Origin of the sequence: Chryseobacterium gossypii, from assembly GCF_041361455.1 — a bacterium.
GTDB classification, from domain to species: Bacteria; Bacteroidota; Bacteroidia; order Flavobacteriales; family Weeksellaceae; genus Chryseobacterium; species Chryseobacterium gossypii.
In genome coordinates this window covers 1-17,663 of sequence record NZ_JBGCUR010000044.1, presented here as the reverse complement: position 1 = coordinate 17,663, position 17,663 = coordinate 1, and the positions used below count along the sequence as shown (strand labels likewise).

General features: G+C 39.8%; 9 protein-coding genes. 6 read left to right on the top strand and 3 right to left on the bottom strand.

Annotation, left to right across the window (positions count from 1 at the left end; all coding sequences use genetic code 11):
* From ccoO to ABMQ40_RS15950, 5 genes are all read left to right on the top strand, one after another.
* Positions 1-989 (top strand): cytochrome-c oxidase, cbb3-type subunit II (gene ccoO / locus ABMQ40_RS15970; RefSeq protein ID WP_370901389.1); only part of this gene is annotated, 989 nt, incomplete at its 5' end.
* Positions 990-1,006: 17 nt separating this feature from the next.
* Positions 1,007-1,894 carry a c-type cytochrome gene (locus ABMQ40_RS15965; RefSeq protein ID WP_370901387.1) on the top strand — a complete coding sequence of 296 codons (888 nt, stop codon included), beginning with the start codon at positions 1,007-1,009 and terminating at the stop codon, positions 1,892-1,894.
* A gap of 266 nt (positions 1,895-2,160) precedes the next feature.
* Positions 2,161-7,185, top strand: a complete 5,025-nt coding sequence (locus ABMQ40_RS15960) for a translocation/assembly module TamB domain-containing protein (RefSeq protein ID WP_370901385.1) — start codon at positions 2,161-2,163, stop codon at positions 7,183-7,185.
* Positions 7,185-9,512 (top strand): translocation and assembly module lipoprotein TamL, encoded by a 2,328-nt coding sequence (gene tamL / locus ABMQ40_RS15955; protein WP_370901383.1) that lies wholly within the window; start codon positions 7,185-7,187, stop codon positions 9,510-9,512. Before ABMQ40_RS15960 ends, tamL begins: the two co-directional genes overlap by 1 nt.
* A gap of 1 nt (position 9,513) precedes the next feature.
* The gene (locus ABMQ40_RS15950; RefSeq protein WP_370901381.1) at positions 9,514-10,413 is read left to right on the top strand and encodes a YihY/virulence factor BrkB family protein; all 900 of its coding nucleotides are present in this window, start codon (positions 9,514-9,516) and stop codon (positions 10,411-10,413) included.
* 38 nt (positions 10,414-10,451) lie between these two features.
* Here the strand turns inward: ABMQ40_RS15950 and argS are convergent, their stop codons facing one another.
* From argS to ABMQ40_RS15935, 3 genes are all read right to left on the bottom strand, one after another.
* The gene (gene argS, locus ABMQ40_RS15945; protein ID WP_370901379.1) at positions 10,452-12,212 is read right to left on the bottom strand and encodes an arginine--tRNA ligase; all 1,761 of its coding nucleotides are present in this window, start codon (positions 12,210-12,212) and stop codon (positions 10,452-10,454) included.
* Positions 12,213-12,332: 120 nt separating this feature from the next.
* On the bottom strand, positions 12,333-13,766 hold the full coding sequence (locus ABMQ40_RS15940; protein WP_370901377.1) for a SusD/RagB family nutrient-binding outer membrane lipoprotein: 1,434 nt from the start codon (positions 13,764-13,766) through the stop codon (positions 12,333-12,335).
* Between the two features lie 18 nt (positions 13,767-13,784).
* A complete protein-coding gene (locus ABMQ40_RS15935) occupies positions 13,785-16,829 on the bottom strand; it encodes a SusC/RagA family TonB-linked outer membrane protein (RefSeq protein WP_370901375.1) in 3,045 nt (1,014 codons plus the stop codon).
* Between the two features lie 134 nt (positions 16,830-16,963).
* Here ABMQ40_RS15935 and rnhB point away from each other — a divergent pair, with 134 nt between their 5' ends.
* A complete protein-coding gene (gene rnhB, locus ABMQ40_RS15930) occupies positions 16,964-17,548 on the top strand; it encodes a ribonuclease HII (RefSeq protein WP_370901373.1) in 585 nt (194 codons plus the stop codon).
* The last annotated feature ends 115 nt before the right edge of the window (positions 17,549-17,663 follow it).

Here is a 17,663-nt window from a genome sequence, read left to right as displayed (position 1 = left end):
TGATGTGGAAGCAGTTCAACCCGGACGGTACACTGGTTTGGAAAAACTGGCTGGATACGGTAACGGCAATCGTTCCTTATTATAAAATGAGATTCCTGGGCGGATTCCTGTATCTTTCCGGAGCCGTTTTAATGGTCATCAATGCAATTAAAACCATCAGATCCGGGTCATTCCAAAAGAATGTTCCGGCAGAGGCTCCTGCATTGGCCCATATCGGAGCCGGCAGAAAAGAAGGCGAAGGAATCCACCTGTGGATTGAAAGAACGCCAACCATCCTTTCCATTTTAGCATTTATAGTGATCGCCATCGGAGGGTTGGTAGAGATCATCCCTACCCTGACCGTAAAAAGCAATTTACCCGAAATCACCGCTGTAAAACCATATTCTCCGCTGGAGTTAGAAGGAAGAGATCTCTATATCCGGGAAGGCTGTAATTCATGCCATTCTCAGATGATAAGACCATTCAGGGATGAGGTAGTGAGATTTAACGGTAAAAACGGACAGTATTCTAAAGCAGGGGAATTTGTATATGACAGGCCTTTCTTATGGGGTTCAAAGAGAACAGGTCCGGATTTACAGAGAGAAGGAGGCAGAAACCCGGATTCATGGCATTTCAAACATATGTATAATCCAAGGATCACCTCAGCAGGCTCCATTATGCCACGTTTCCCCTGGCTGATCACCAATAAACTGGATCGTTCCCAAATGGCAGATAAGATGAAACTGATGAAAAACACATTTGACATCCCATATTCAAAAGCAGAAATAGATTCGGCGGACCAGTGGGCAGATCATCAGTCAGAAAATATCGTAAAGAGGATTTATGCCGAAGCAACTGATGTAAAAGACCAGATGGAAAAAGAAAAGGCCTCCAGAGGATCAGCGTTTGTTCCGCTTGAGCAAAGGGAAATAATAGCTATGATCGCTTATCTGCAAAGATTGGGAACTGACATTAAAACCACTGACATCAAAACGGCAGGCATAGAATAAACCTAAATTTACCACAAATGAAAACCAGAACTCCTATTTCAATATATATTGCTATAACAGTGGGATTAACCATTATGGCATTTGAGATGTTCACTCCGGACGGAAACTATTTATCCTCACCTTTTTTCTGGGGACTGCTGCTGATCGCAACCATACTGCTCCTTATCATGAATTCCATAGGAGATCTGATTGAAAACGAAAACTTCAGCAGGCTGTCCGAAGGAGAAAAACAGCAATACCTGAAACAAAAGAAAATACCCTATTACCAGAGACTCTGGAACTCCGCGTTCAGGAAACAATCTCAATCCGAAGAACAAGATATCCTGATCGACCATGGTTTTGACGGGATTACGGAGCTTGACAATTCATTACCTAAATGGTGGATCGGTTTGTTCTGGTTCGGATGTATATTCTGTGCCGTATATATGATCGCATTTGCTTTCACGGATTATGCCCATCCGGATACGGAATATAATCAAGAGGCAAAAACAATGCTGGCTTCCATAAAAGAATTTGAGAAAAATGCACCTCCTGTAAATTTAGAAACGGCCAGATACAGCGCAGACAATATTGCCGAAGGTGAGCAGCTTTTCAAAACCAACTGTGTAACCTGTCACGGTGATAATGGAAAGGGAGGGATAGGCCCTAACCTCACAGACACTTACTGGATCAATATCCGGCAAAAAAGCTTATTCAAAAATGTGATGTGGATGCTTGAGAACGGTTCACCTAACAACCCTACCATGAGGCCGTTCATAAAAGACGGTACCATTACGGGAAAAGATGCTGAAAAAATTGCCGCTTATATCTATCACATCAATCAGGAGAAGACCCCGGTAACCCAGGCCCAGGGCGGGGCTGCTCCCCAGGGTGAAGAAGTAAAATGGGAAAACGGAAATCCATAAATCTGATAAACCATGCCATGCCCCCTTAAAGTACCATTTGAATTTCATTTTTGCTAACCTTTTCAACAATAAAAAGTGATAAAAAAGGGGGCTTTTAAAAAACTTAAACCTATGTCCTGGCTGTCTGCATCAACTAATTCACTTGACAGCAACTAAACTAAAATTCCATAAGCAGACAGTCAAGGCAGGGTTTTTGCATTACATAAGGTTACCACAACAGATAATTTTTTAATTGTAATAATTATCTTTGTTAAAACCAATCACATTTGAAACTGAAAATTAATAAGAGAAAACTTGTTAGGGGTATTGTGATAACCTTTATCTCAATATTGGTTTTACTTATCCTTTTAATATTCAGCCTGAGACTTCCTGTGGTTCAGAACTATATAAAAGACAAACTTGTAGTTTATCTTGAAAAAAAAATCAAAACAGATGTCAGTCTCGAAAGGGTCTATATAGGGTTTCCCAACAGCCTTATAATGGAAAACCTATATTTAAAGGGTCAGAATATAGATACGCTTTTAGCGGTCAGAAAGCTTGATGTCGGGCTGCATATGCTCAAACTCATCAATTCCACGGCAGACATTACCTCAGTGGACATGGAAGGGGTCCGTGCCAATGTGGTAAGAAGTCCTGACGGAAAATTCAATTTTGATTATATTATAGATGCCTTTGCTACAAGTGATAAAGAAGAGAGCCCGTCCAAACCTTTCATTATTTCTCTGGATAAAATCCAATTAAAGGATATCGGGCTCACCTTTAATGACCGGCAATCCCGGAACGATATCAAACTTCATTTCAATTCTTTCGATACCCGGATAAAAACATTTGACCTCAACAAAAATACTTATGCCGCGAATGATATTAATCTTGACGGATTAAAATTGAAGCTGAAGCAGGATCTCATAGAAGAAGTTTCTGAAAAAGTGGAAAAAAAGGTTGATTCCCTCAATGAGAAAAAGCCGATGAGAATCGGCTTAAGAGGAATCAAACTTACCAATTTCGATATTGACTATGGTGATGACAACACCAAAACGTTTGCAAAAGTACTATTCAAAGAATTAAGTACCAGAGTCAACAAGCTTGACCTGGAAAACAACTCCTATAATATTGCCAATCTGTTTCTTTCAGGAGCGGTCATCAATGCTAATCTTTACCTGCCGCCACAAAGCAGTAACAAAGAAGATCCAAAGCCTGTCAACGGCACTTCAACAGCTTCTGAAAAAGCCATGCAGCTGCTTTTGGGAAAGCTCGTGCTTAATGATGTAAAAGCAGCCTATAACAATACCGCCATTGCCCCTGCAAAACAGGGGATGGATTTCAACCATCTGAACTTCCGGAAAATGAATGTGGAGGTCCGCAATTTCAAAATGGAAAACAATACCTTTGCAGGAACGGTAAACTCGGCAGAGATCCAGGAATCAAGAGGACTGGATATTCAAAGATTCAATACCGATTTCGTATATGCCGACAGAGAAGCGTCTCTGAAGGATCTGTATTTGCAGACTCCAAAAACGCTTTTACGGGATGAGGTGGTTTTAAATTATAATTCCATTGAGCAGCTGACCGCAAATCCCGGAGCTGTAAAAGTTTCTGCCAACATCCGGGATTCAAGGATCGGTTTTTCCGATATTTTAAATCTGCTTCCCACTTTAAGGAGTACTGTACCTTTCAATAAGTATCCCAATGCCATACTCAACGTGAACGCTAACGTTAAAGGCAGCGTCAATGATTTATTGATCGGTGATCTCAGGCTTTCAGGATTAGATCAGCTCAGAGTGGCCGCATCCGGCAGGATCAAAAATGCCATGAATCCCGAGCGCCTATACTATGATCTGAGAATCGGGGAGTTGTCATCCGCTGGCAGAACCATTTTTAATCTGGTCCCTAAGAATACCATCCCGTCAAATATTTCATTGCCTTCGCATTTCAGCATAAAAGGAAATGCCAAAGGGACAACGCAGCTCATCAATACAGATTTCAACCTCTACTCTACTCTGGGAAACGCCGCCATTGCCGCTCAGGTAGACATGAGAGTAAAAAATCAGGAATCGTATGATGTGAAAGCTAATCTTCAGGGGCTACAGATTGGGAAAATCATCCAGAATAAGGATCTTGGACCTGTAAGCGCGCAAATCTCTGCCAAAGGAAAAAGCTTTGACTTTAAAAATGCAAGGGCAGACCTTAAAGGCCATGTTTCTTCGGCGGTTTATAAAGGATACCGCTATCAGAATATGGATCTTACGGGAAAAATCGACCGTGGTGGATATGATGTTATTTTAAATTCAAAAGATCCCAATGCCAACCTGCAGCTGGCAGCTTCCGGAATCTACAATGACCGGAATCAAACGGTAAAAATAAACGGAAATATAGTCAAGCTGGATATCAACAGGCTTGGATTCTATGAAAAGCCGATGATTATCGCAGGAAAAGTGGACGGAGATTTTACCAGCCTGGATCCGGATCAACTGAACGGCTATCTGAATCTTAAGGATTTTGCTTTTTCAGACACCAAAGAGGTATATCCCATCCAGGAAATAAATTTAAAAGCTGCCTCAACAAGCGATTCTACCAGGATTGTTTTCAACTCCCAGATCGCAGATGCAGAGCTTAAGGGAAAGTACAAGCCTACACAGATTTTCGGGGCGTTGACTCAGACCATTAATCAGTATTATGAGTTTCAGAAACCGGATAAAACACAAAGGATCGACGCCGGGCAATATTTTACATTTAATGCAAAGATTAAAAATGATGACCTCATCAGAAAATTTGTTCCGGACCTGAAGAGCTTTGAAACTATCACCTTAATGGGGAACTATGATGCAGACTCCCAGAAGATCGAGGCAGACGCCCGGATCCCTCAGTTACTGTACGGAGAGAATACCGTTGAAAACGCTTCGTTAAGGATTTCCAATGAGGGTCAGGCTTTGCAATATGATGCCAATATAGGAGGACTGAAAAGCTCAAGTTTTGCCCTGAACAAAGTAAACCTCAACGGAGAGATCGCCGGCAATGCCATCAGCTACAATCTTACCACTAAAGATGCAAAGGATGTCACCCAATTCCTGATTGCCGGAAACGTAAGATCATTGAATGATATTACAGAGATCTCCCTGAATCCCGATGGTCTTAAACTGAATTACAATAACTGGGCGGTTGCCGAGGATAATAAGATCCGGGTCGGGAGCAGCGGAATTGTGGCAGACAATTTCAGACTTTCCAATGCCGGAAGTGAGATTCTGTTGCAGTCTGAAAGCAATTCACCTGACAGTCCTTTAAATATTTCGCTGAAAGATTTTAAAATAGAGACCATCACCGAGCTTATTAAAAAAGATACGGTTCTGGCAAAAGGCACCATCAACGGTACGGCACAGCTCCGGAACTTAATGAAGGATATGAGCTTCACCTCAGACCTCGATGTCTCCGATCTGATCGTTTACGGAAGTCCTGTGGGAAACCTTGCCGTAAAAGTAAACAGCACTTCCCCGAACCTTTTAAATGCCGATATTGCCCTCACCGGAAATGATAATGATGTAACAATCAAAGGGGATTATAATACTTCCGCAAACACCTTTGATCTGAATATGGCCATCGACAGGATCCAGATGAAAAGTATTCAGGGATTCTCCATGAATGCCATTACCAATACGGAAGGATATCTTTCGGGAAACCTTACAATAACAGGAAATACTGAGCAGCCGAATATTTCAGGGAGGATAAAATTCAATAAAGCAGGGTTGGAAATCGCCAGGACCGGAAGTGATTTCAGGAATATTGATGATGAAGTTAACTTTACGAGCCGGGGAATTGAATTCAATCAATTTAAAATCAACGATAAAGACGGCAATTCCCTCGTTGTAGACGGACAGATCCTTACCCGGACCTACAGGGATTTCGCGTTTAATCTTGATGTAAATGCCAAAAACTTCAAGGTGGTCAATTCCGAAAAATCCGATGACGCCATCATGTACGGGATTCTTGCCATTGATGCCAGACTGCGTGTTGGCGGAGATCTTGATCTGCCGAAGGTGGACGGAAGATTGGCCGTTGCCGAAAATACGGACTTCACTTTTGTCCTCCCGCAATCAACTCCTTCGTTGCAGGAAAGGGATGGCATTGTGGAATTTGTTGATCAGGACCAGGTAGTCTTAAATAAAACCATCAAAGCTGATTCCTTAAATGCTCAAAGCCGCATTAAAGGAATGGACGTAAGCGCAAATATTGAAGTGAGCAAAGAGGCCAAGATCTCCATTATTATTGACAAGGCCAACGGGGATTTTGTAAAACTTCAGGGTGAAGCGGAATTAACGGGCGGGATTGACCCGTCAGGAAAAACAACCCTTGTGGGAGTCTACGAAGTGGAAAGCGGTACCTATGAGCTTTCCGTAAGCATGCTGAAGCGTAAATTTGATATTCAAAAAGGAAGCACCATCACCTGGACCGGAGAGCCTACGGCCGCCAATCTGGACATCACGGCGGTATATACCACCGAAACAGCTCCCATTGATCTTGTGGAGCAGCAGATCACAGGGGAAAGTGCGGCCATAATGAATCAGTTTAAGCAAAGAATCCCTTTTAATACTCTATTGAAAATGAAAGGGGAACTGCTGAAACCGGAAATCACTTTTGATATCACCACTGATGAAAAGAATAATTCGGTTTCTTCAACGGTAACAGATATTGTAGATCAAAAGCTTACCCAGCTCAGAACCCAGGAATCCGAAATGAACAAACAGGTTTTTGCCTTACTGCTGCTGAACCGTTTCATCGGGGAAAATCCTTTTGAAAGCGGTGCCGGATTAAGCGCAGAAGCCATGGCAAGACAGAGCGTTAGCAAAATCCTCTCCCAGCAACTGAACAATCTTGCTTCGGATCTGATCAAAGGGGTAGATCTGAACTTCGACCTTGAATCTTCGGAAGATTATACAACCGGAGAAAAGAATACAAGAACCGATCTGAATGTGGATATTAGCAAAAGATTGCTGAATGACCGTCTGAAAGTGACGGTAGGCAGCAATTTCGGATTGGAAGGCGAGGCCAGAGAAAATGAAAGCACAACGAATATTGCAGGGGATGTAACAGTAGATTACAGCCTTTCCAAAGACGGTAGATATATGCTGCGTGCTTATCGGAAAAATGAATATCAGGTAGCTCTTCAGGGGCAGATAGTGGAAACGGGAGTCGGATTTATTATTACCCTGGATTATGACAAATTCCGGGATATTTTCCGGAAATCCAGACAGAAAAGACCGAAAGAAAATAAAAATAATCAAGTAGTAGAATTTAAATAATGAAGAATAAATTCCATATCTATTGTAAATACTTGTTTGCTTCCGGGCTAACCTCCGTTATACTTTCATGCAGCAATACCAGGTATCTGAAAGAAGGTCAGATGCTTTATACCGGGGCTGAGGTCCATATAGAAAACGACACGATCTCCAAAAAAGAAAAGAAAGCACTTCAGTCCGCACTGGAAGCCAATCTCACCCCCAAGCCGAATTCATCGATACTGGGATTACGCCCCAAGCTATTTTTTTATAATATTACAAAAGAGCCGGAAAAAGAAAAAGGATTCCGTTACTGGCTAAAATATAAGGTTGGGGAAAAACCTGTTTTGCTGAGCGATGTAGACCGGGAATTTAACAAAGATATTATTGAAAATTATTCTGAGAATAAAGGATATTTCAATGCTCGGGCCACTTACGATACGGTTTCAAAGAACAGGAAAGCCAAAGTTATTTATAATGTGAGGCCCGGCGCAAGATACCTGATCAGCGAAGTTAAATTCCAGAAAGATTCCTCCCTGGTCAACGAAGAAATTCAAAAGCTTGCCGATAAAACCCTGCTTAAAACAGGTAAACCCTTTGATCTTGATGTTATTAAATCTGAAAGAGAAAGAATTGATAACGGCTTGAAGGAAAAGGGATTTTATTATTTCCATCCTGATAATATCATTGTGCAGGCAGACAGTACGGTAAGCAGGGAGCATAAGGTGGAACTCAATGTAAAGCTGAAAGACAATACGCCTGAGCTGGCCACACAACAATTCAGTATTGATAAGGTAGTTGTATTTCCCAACTATAACATCAGGGATGTAAGACGAGGGCAATACAAAATTCCAATGGATTCGGACTCTCTCTCAAAGTACGCTTACGGGGATATCTACGTCATCGATCCGGGCCATAAATTCAAGCCGAAGATTTTTGACAGAGCCTTATATTTTAAAACCGGAGATCTATATAACCGGACTGATCATAATCTTACCCTCAACCGCCTGATAAGCTTAGGAGTCTTTAAGTTCGTAAAGAATGAATTTATAGTTTCCGATTCGCTACGGCATAAGTTCGATACATATTATTTGCTGACGCCAAGGGAACTGCAGTCTCTCCGCCTGGAGGCTCTCGGCAGAACCAATTCGGCCAACTACGCCGGAAGCGAATTGAATCTGAACTGGACCCACCGGAACTTCTTCCGGGGAGCCGAGCAGTTTAAAGCTTCTATCTATGGAGCCTTTGATGTGCAGATCGGCGGTCCGAAGGATGCCAATAATATTTTCCGGGCAGGGGCAAACACACAGCTTTCCATTCCGAGGATTGTAGCACCCTTCCGCTTTCACTCGTCAAGCGCTTTTGTTCCGAGAACCAATATCACGCTGGGATATGAGTTTCAGAACCGGACCCGAAATTATACCCTGAGTAACTTTAACGCTTCTTTTGGCTATAACTGGAAAGAGAATGCTAGGAAAGAGCATGATTTAAAGATTATTGATATTACCCTGGTCTCTCCTACCAATGTAACTCCACGGTATGACTCCCTGGCTGAAAAAAATATTTACCTGAGAAGAGTTGTGGAGAAACAACTCATTTTCGGACCAACCTACAGCTACACCTATACCAATACGATGCTTCCCAAGACCAATACTATTTATTACAAAGGAATGGTAGATCTGGCAGGGAACCTTACGGGTCTGTTTACGGGAGCCAATGCTAAAAAAGATAAGCAGAAAGAGATCTTCGGGATCCCGTTCAGCCAATATGCCAAGATTGAAAATGACTTCAGGTTTTATCATAAGTTCGCTGAAAAGAGCTCTTTTGCCTCCAGAATTATTGCGGGAATTGCCTACCCTTATGGAAATTCGGAGTTTATCCCTTTTTCCAGACAGTTTTTTGCCGGGGGGAGCAACAGCATCCGGGCTTTCCGCGCCAGAACTTTAGGACCGGGAAGCTATGCACCTAAAAAAGAAGAAGAAGGTTTCTTTTTTGATCAGTCCGGGGACATCAAATTAGAAATGAATGCTGAATATCGTGCGAATCTTTATAAGTTTTTGAATGTCGCCGTCTTTGCCGATGCCGGTAATATATGGCTAGTGAATGAAGACCCGGAAAGACCGGGAGCCAAATTTTCAAAAGAATTCCTAAGCGAGATCGCCGTAGGCGCAGGAGTTGGCCTGAGACTTGATTTTTCAATCTTAGTGCTAAGATTAGACCTCGCGATGCCTCTGAGGATCCCTTATTATGAAAAAGGCGACAGATGGGCATTTGATAAGATCAATTTCGGAGATCCGGGATGGAGGAGAGATAACCTTATTCTGAATATTGCAATAGGATATCCTTTTTAAGATGATAAGCAACATACAATTTTTCTGGGAAGTTTTAAAACAAACCTTTAAGGAATGGAACAGCTCTTCTGCCTCAAAAGATTCGGCGAGCCTGGCTTACTATGCTATTTTTTCCATTCCCGGATTATTGATCATTATCATCTGGATCGCAGGAAATTTTTTCGGAGAGGAAGCCATCCGCGGAGAGATCAGTAACCAGATCAGCAGTATTATGGGGCAGGATGCCGCCAAAAGTATCCAGGACATGATTGCAAGGGCTTTAATAGATAAAAAAAATATCCTCATGAAAACAGTGGGTATAGGATCTCTCGTTTTTGGTTCCACCACCCTGTTTTTCCAGCTTCAACATTCTTTGAACACCCTTTGGGGGGTTCAGGCCGCTCCTAAAAAGGCTTTGGTAAAGTTTCTTTTAGACAGGGCCAATTCATTGGGAATGATCCTGATCCTCGGCTTTTTATTAATGATCACTATGGTATTGTCGTCAATGATCAGCTTTTTCAATAACTGGATTACGGGATATTTTGGCTTCGAGACCTATATGCTGGTGGAAGCGGTCAATTTTCTGATCGGCTTTGGAGTGGTGATGCTGCTGTTTGCCTTAATGTTTAAAGTTCTTCCCGATGTGCAGATAAGCTGGAAGCCTGTGTGGAAAGGTGCCTTTCTTACCGCTCTTCTGTTTACCCTAGGGAAGTTCCTGATAAGTCTTTACTTCAGTCAGTTCAAGCCTACCTCAGCTTTCGGAACGGCAGGAACGGTGATCCTTATTATGATGTGGATCAATTATTCCTGCATGCTGGTTTTCTTTGGTGCCAAGTTTACACAGGTCTATACCAACAAAAGAGGTTATAAAATCACCCCATCCAAACATGCCAAATGGATGGAAGTAAAGTCTGAAGCATGAGACATTTAAAAAAGCCTCCCGAAGAGGAGGCCTGTTGGTTACATTCTGTTTACCGTTCCTATTCCCAGTAAACCCAAAGACTTTTTTATTATTTTTCCGGTAAGATCCGATAGATTCAAGCGGAATTGCTTTAAATCTTCATCTTCAAGCTTCAGTATCTTATTGCTTTGATAAAATGAGTTGTAGGATTTTACCAGGTCATACACATAGTTAGCTACCACCGCAGGGCTTAATGCTTCCGCCGCTTTCTCCACTACTCCCCTGTAATTGGCCAGTAGCATGATCAGTTCTTTTTCAAATTCATTTAAAGTTACGTCCGAAACTTCTCTGTACTCATAGTCCGCTTTTGCCAGCAGAGATTGGATACGGGCATAAGTATACAGCAGAAATGGTCCTGTATTTCCATTAAACTCAATACTTTCCTCCGGGTTGAACAGCATTTTTTTCTTAGGATCCACTTTCAGCATGAAGTATTTCAGGGCTGCCATACCTATTATCTCATAAGAGGCTTCTTTTTCTTCATCAGAGAGGCCTTCCAGTTTCCCCTGCTCTATAGCTTTCAGTCTTGCGGTTTCGTGCATTTCCTCCATCAGGTCATCCGCATCCACTACAGTTCCTTCACGGGATTTCATTTTACCGTGCGGAAGCTCTACCATTCCGTAAGACAGGTGATATAGCTGATCCGCCCATGAATATCCTAATTTGCCCAGGATCTTAAAGAGCACCTGGAAATGATAATCCTGTTCATTGCCTACCGTATAGATCAGCTTCTGAATATCATTCTGCTTAAAGCGTTCAACAGCAGTTCCCAAATCCTGGGTCATATAAACGGAGGTTCCATCCGAACGTAGCAGAAGCTTCTGATCAAGACCTTCATCTGTAAGATCACACCACACTGAGCCGTCTTCTTTTCTGTATAAAACTCCTTTATCCAACCCCTCCTGGATAAGATCCTTACCAAGAATATAGGTATTACTTTCATATTGTACCTGGTCAAAATCAACCCCCAGTCTTTTATAGGTTTCATTGAATCCCTTATAAACCCAGGAGTTCATTTCATTCCAAAGGCTCCTTACCTTCTCATCTCCATTTTCCCAATCCAAAAGCATCTTCTGGGCTTCTCTGATCAGTGGTGCTTCTTTTTTGGCCAGCTCTTCATCCATTCCCTCAGCCACAAGCTGTGATATTTCTTTTTTGTAGCTCTTATCAAATTCCACATAATAGTTCCCTACAAACTTATCTCCTTTTGTATTGGTAGTCTCAGGAGTTTCTCCGTTCCCGAATTTCTCCCAGGCCAACATTGATTTACAGATATGGATTCCCCTGTCATTGATGATCTGGGTCTTGATTACATCATATCCGGCTTCCTTAAGTATCCGGGCTACAGAAAATCCTAACAGATTGTTCCGGATATGCCCTAAATGCAAAGGCTTATTGGTATTCGGAGAGGAATATTCCACCATGACGGTAGCATTTTTCTTTTCCGTACTGGAAAAACTGTTATTGACGGATCTTAAATTATCTATAAAGAGCCGGTTTTTAATTTTTATATTTAAAAACCCTTTTACAACATTGAAATTCTCCAATAAATCAGTTTGCGCTGCCAGTGATTCGCCCAACTCAATTCCAATACTTTCAGGATTCTTTTTCAAGTGTTTTACCAACGGGAAGGTTACAATAGTAAAATCCCCTTCAAATTCGGTTTTATTTTCCTGTACTTCCAGATGGATATCTTTTAGCTGATATACGTTTAAAATAACCTCCGAAAGCTTCTTTTCTATAATATCTTTAATATTCATGTTCTTTATATTCCGTTTTTTTAGTCCTCACCCACAGGCCTATTTTATCTCAAAATTTTAACATACAAATATACGGAAATAAAAAAACCGCCCGAAGGCGGTTTTTGATATAAAACATTTTTAATTTACATCCCAGAATAACTTTGTTGTTGCCTTGTCTCCTCCAATTGCACTGGCTGCTGCAGATACATTAGCATTATTCGTAACATATTCTTGATCAGAATATGGCATTCTATATGGTATACCTCCAATATACGATGATGGTGGAGCTGTAAGTATAGGATAATCTAATCTCCTCGTGAAATTCCATGCTGCAAATGGGTTATTCCACATTGCTACCCAACCTTCATAGCCTATGGATTGCTTCCAGTTTGCTGCATTATATGGATTAGCACTGATGTATGCATTGGCATCTGCTTCAGACACTCCATTTTCAGCCATTGATGCTTTAACAGCAGCTTCATATAAACTGGCTGCGGTTCCGCCTCCTACGTTATATCCTCTTTGAGCTGCTTCAGCTTTTAAAAATAAAACCTCTGTATAGCTTAATAAATTAGCTGGTGCATTGGCTGCCAGAAAAATCGGATTAACATGAGAGTTATTCGCAAAAGAATTTTGTGTTCCGTAAGTACCTCCTTTATAAATACCTCCAGCTTGTGTAAAATAAGCTGCTCTTCTAGGGTCTGATTTAGTATTCATTGGATCTACAATAACATTTGAAGGGACGAAATCATTTCTGCCGGATGCTACTAAATCATCAAATAAAGGATTAGTAAAGGTATTCCCATCAAATTTTAAAGAATAAGAATCAGCAGATGAAGACAAAACTCCTCCACTGATAGCACTTTCTGCTACCGCTTTAGAAGTAGCCGGATCAACATCTGCAAGGTTAATTGCCAATCTTAATTTTATAGAGTTCGCAAGCTTAACCCATTTGGACATATCTCCTTTATAAATCAGATCCTCAGGATATCCTTTTTTCTCAACATGGATTTTTGTTATTGCAGCATCCAATCTGGAAATAAGATCTAAATAAATGGTTTTTGCATCATCGTATTTAGGAGATTTGATTGTTTCTGCCTGCAAGGCCTCTTTGTAAGGGACATTTCCATAAGTATCTACAATATTCTCCCAGACAAAAACAGAAGCTATTTCCAAAGTTGCCCACTTATTATCAACAACTTCAGGATCTGCGTTAATTTCTTTTGGAAGATCTTGTTTAGCTTGCTCAAGTGGGGCTAATGTATATACATACATTCTTCTGAAATGGTTTCTAGGCTGATTTCTTGTTATTAAATTATAATTCGTTTCCTGAGTATAAATTGTCTCGGTCCATTGTTGAACAAAAAAACGATAATTATTAAAATTCACACTTCCAGTATATATATAATAAAATCCTTGATACATACTGGTGGCTAACAGGTTTCCGGAGGGTACCGCTGATGGATGTTTTGGATCTTCGTTTAAGGAAGTAATGTCATCTTGACATGAATTAAACATCAATAATGAAGCAATCACTCCTCCTGTATATAATATTTTTTTGAAATTTTTCATTTTAAATAGTCTTAAATTTTAGAATTTAAACGTAAAGTTTACTCCAAGCTCTCTTGTTGTAGGTAAGGACCCCACTGATGATCCATATGAATACAAGCCTCCCATTTGGGCTGATTCTGGATCAGCATAAGGAAGATTCTTATGAATGATCCAAAGGTTTCTTCCTACTATAGATATTTTAGCTTCATTCATAAAGGTGTTGGCTAATAAACTTTTTGGAAGAGAATAAGTAATACTTGCTTCTCTTAATTTTACAAAAGATCCATCATATACAAATCTTTTATCCGGAACTATAGCATATCCATCATGCGGGTTATTTGGATATTCATTAGGATCAATTAGATTTACATTAACCGGTGTAGTATTTACTTGTCCATTTGGGTTTACCCCTTCCAAAACGGGTATATTTGTTCTATATCCATCAACAGCTGTTTCTGGAAACAATCCACTACCAAGTCCATAATACATATCTGATGAAAACACATCTCCTCCGTGACGAACATCAATTAAGAAACTTAATGTAAAGTCTTTATATCTAAATGAGTTTCTTAAGCCTCCAGTCCATTTAGCTTGAACATTTCCAATCACTTTATTTTTTTCTGTCAGATAGTATCCTGTCTCAGGGTCAACAACTTTTTGCCCGTTTAAGTACACATAATCGCTTCCATAAATATCACCCCATTGGTTTCCTACCGAAGCTACGATAGTAGCTCCTCCCACTAATCCTACTAATTGATAAACTTGTAAGCCTTCATCTAATTCAACTACTTTACTTCTGTTTCTAGCCCAGTTAGCATCTATATCCCAAGCAAAATCACTTGTTTTTATCGGGCTAATTCCCAAATGCAGTTCCACCCCTTTATTATTGATCTGTCCTGCGTTTATTGCAGCACCTAATTTTCCTGATCCCGCGGAAATGTCTGGAGTGATAAGCTGATCAAATGTTTTTGTATCGTAATAAGCTGCATCAAAAACAATTCGATCTTTCAGGAAATGAGCTTCAGTACCAAATTCAAATTCTCTGGAACGTTGAGGCTTTAAATTTTCATTTTTCAAAATTGTTTGTGGTCTGTAGATATTGACATTTCCATCTCCTGTATTAAAATAACCTGCCGTATAATAGGTATATTTTAATTGATAAGGATCTGCGGTTCCTCCAACTTCCGCATAATTACCTCTTACCTTCCAGAAATTCAGCACGGACTTCTGAGATTTTATAAGTTCTGATAAAATGACAGATCCAGATACTGATCCATAAGTATATTTATTATTCCCAGCTGGCAAAGTTGAGCTCATATCTCTTCTTATTGTCCCATCTAAATAAAAAACTTTATTAAAATCAAAAGAAGCTGTTGCATATAAACTATTAGTTTGGGTAGTCGCCTCAAATTCTACAGGGTTCAAAATTGGAGCTTTAGAATTATCCAATGAATAATAACCTCGAGTAATCAGGCCTCCTTCTGTTGATGCTTCGATAGAGCTTTCATGGTTTCGTCTAACGTTCCCACCGACAATACCGCTAATATTCAGCCAAGGTGTAAGATCATATTTATAATTAGCAAATAAATCATAATTGGTTTCATTTCTATTCAAATCATATCTGTGATATCCAGAACCGACAGCTTTTCCTGATACTCCAAAATTTTGTGGATAAGATCCGGGTGCCAGCCTTCTTTCAAAAATTAAATTAGTATTATCGTAGCTTAACTTACCTGTAATATTAATATGGCTATCTATATCATAAGTCAATTGAGCATATGAAAATGTTCTGGTTCTGTCATCAGTAGAGTAATTTTGATAACGTTGGAAATATGGGTTATTCCAGAAAGCTGGTGTTCCATCATCATATGCTGATCTATTCCAAGTAACATTTCCGTAGTTATTAGCTACAGTAGGATTTCCCACGTTATTAAAATAAGCATTTTTCAAAGCCTTCAAATCAACATTGGTTTGCCACCATTGTCTAAATCCTGTTACAATGTTATCGTTATAACCGGTCTCCGTTCTACCTGTTGTTCCTTGAATTGTCAAGGTAGAATATACTGTTGCATGTAGTTTAGGATTTAAATCATAATTAATTTTTGTCGAAATAGTGTTTTTTCTTAAATCTGAATTAGGCAACAAACCATTTGAAATATTGTTGTCGTATGTCAAATTAAAATTAAACCCTTTTCTGCCTTTGGACAAGGAGATAGAGTTAACGAATGACATTGGGGTTTCGAAAAATTTAAGCGGTCCGTTTTTAGCAGCCACCCATGGGGTTGCTTTATTATAGTTCGGTGAAGTCGGATCAAATGAATCCCATTGATAAACTAATAAGCCAGGATCAAATGCAGGCCCCCATGAAGCATCATCTCCAAAATTTGCATAATTTATACCATTTCCATCATCTCCATATTCAAAAGATGGTTGATATCCTGCCCCATATCTTTTCTGATACTTTGCAAAAGTAGACTTATCTACAAAGCCAGCCTGAACTGATGAAGATAAAGTAATTCCCCAAGAACCATCATCTTTTCCTTTTCCGTTTTTAGTTGTAATAACAATTACTCCATTGAGCCCCCTCTCTCCGTATAGCGCAGAGGCTGCTGCACCTTTTAGTACATTCACTGATTCAATATCTTCCTGATTAATATCAGATAAGGCGTTTCCTAAATCAAATCCTCCATTTTCAGTACCAAAAGATGTTGATGAGTTATTAACCGGAGACCCGTCTATCACAATTAGAGGGTTACTCCCTCCTAAAGATTTCACACCACGAATAACTAAATTAGCGGAACCACCAAAGTTAGATGTAGTGGTTACATTCAGACCAGCAACTTTACCGGAAAGCTGAGATGCTATATTCCCAGTGTTAGTGGTTCCTTCAAATAATTTATCTGCTTTTACTTCTTGTGATGCATATCCCAGAGATTTCTTCTCTCTTTTGATGCCTAGTGCTGTTACAACAACACCTTCAATGTCTTGTGTTCTTACTGAATCACTCGTCTTTTGCTGTGCATAGGTTACAGCTAGGGATGAGGATAATACTACAGTAAGTATACCTGCTGTTAGTTTCTTCATATCAAATTAATTTTGCGTTAATACAAATTTGTAAAACTTTCTTAAAAAGACAAAACAAAAACTTAAAAAAATGTTATTTTTACCATAATTGTTCAAATTTTCTTAATTTTACCGTAAAAAAATTATTGATTTTTATGGAATTGTTAAAAAAATGGACGAATCTTTATATTGAAGCCGGATGTGATGAGGTGGGAAGAGGATGTCTGAGTGGCCCTGTAGTAGCTGCCGCCGTAATTTTAGATGACAGTTTTGAACAAGGTCTGGTAAATGATTCCAAAAAATTAAATTTCAAAACCAGAATGGAGCTTGACAGCTATATAAAAGATAATGTTAAATGTTATGCCATTGCAGAGCTTCCATCAGAGTTTATTGATGAACACAACATACTGAATGCCAGCATTCATGCCATGCACCGGGCACTGGATAAATTAACAACAAGACCGGAGCTTATCCTGGTAGACGGGAACAGATTTCATGCATATAATTATATTCCCCATGAATGCATCATCCAGGGAGATTCTAAAGTTTTATCTATAGCTGCCGCTTCTATTCTGGCAAAAAATTACAGAGATAAATTAATGATCGAGCTTCATGAAGAATTTCCGGAATACGGATGGAATACCAACTTCGGTTATGCCACAAAGAAGCATCAGGAAGCGCTTATTAAACACGGGCCCACAAAATATCACAGGAAATCTTTCAGGTTAGTTTATGATTAAAAAATTTTGATATTTTAATTATCATTTATTGATTTTTTTAAATAAAATTTAAAATCCATCTAAATAACCCGAGTTCGGGATAAGAATAAGAAATAAATTTGTGATAAAAAGTAAT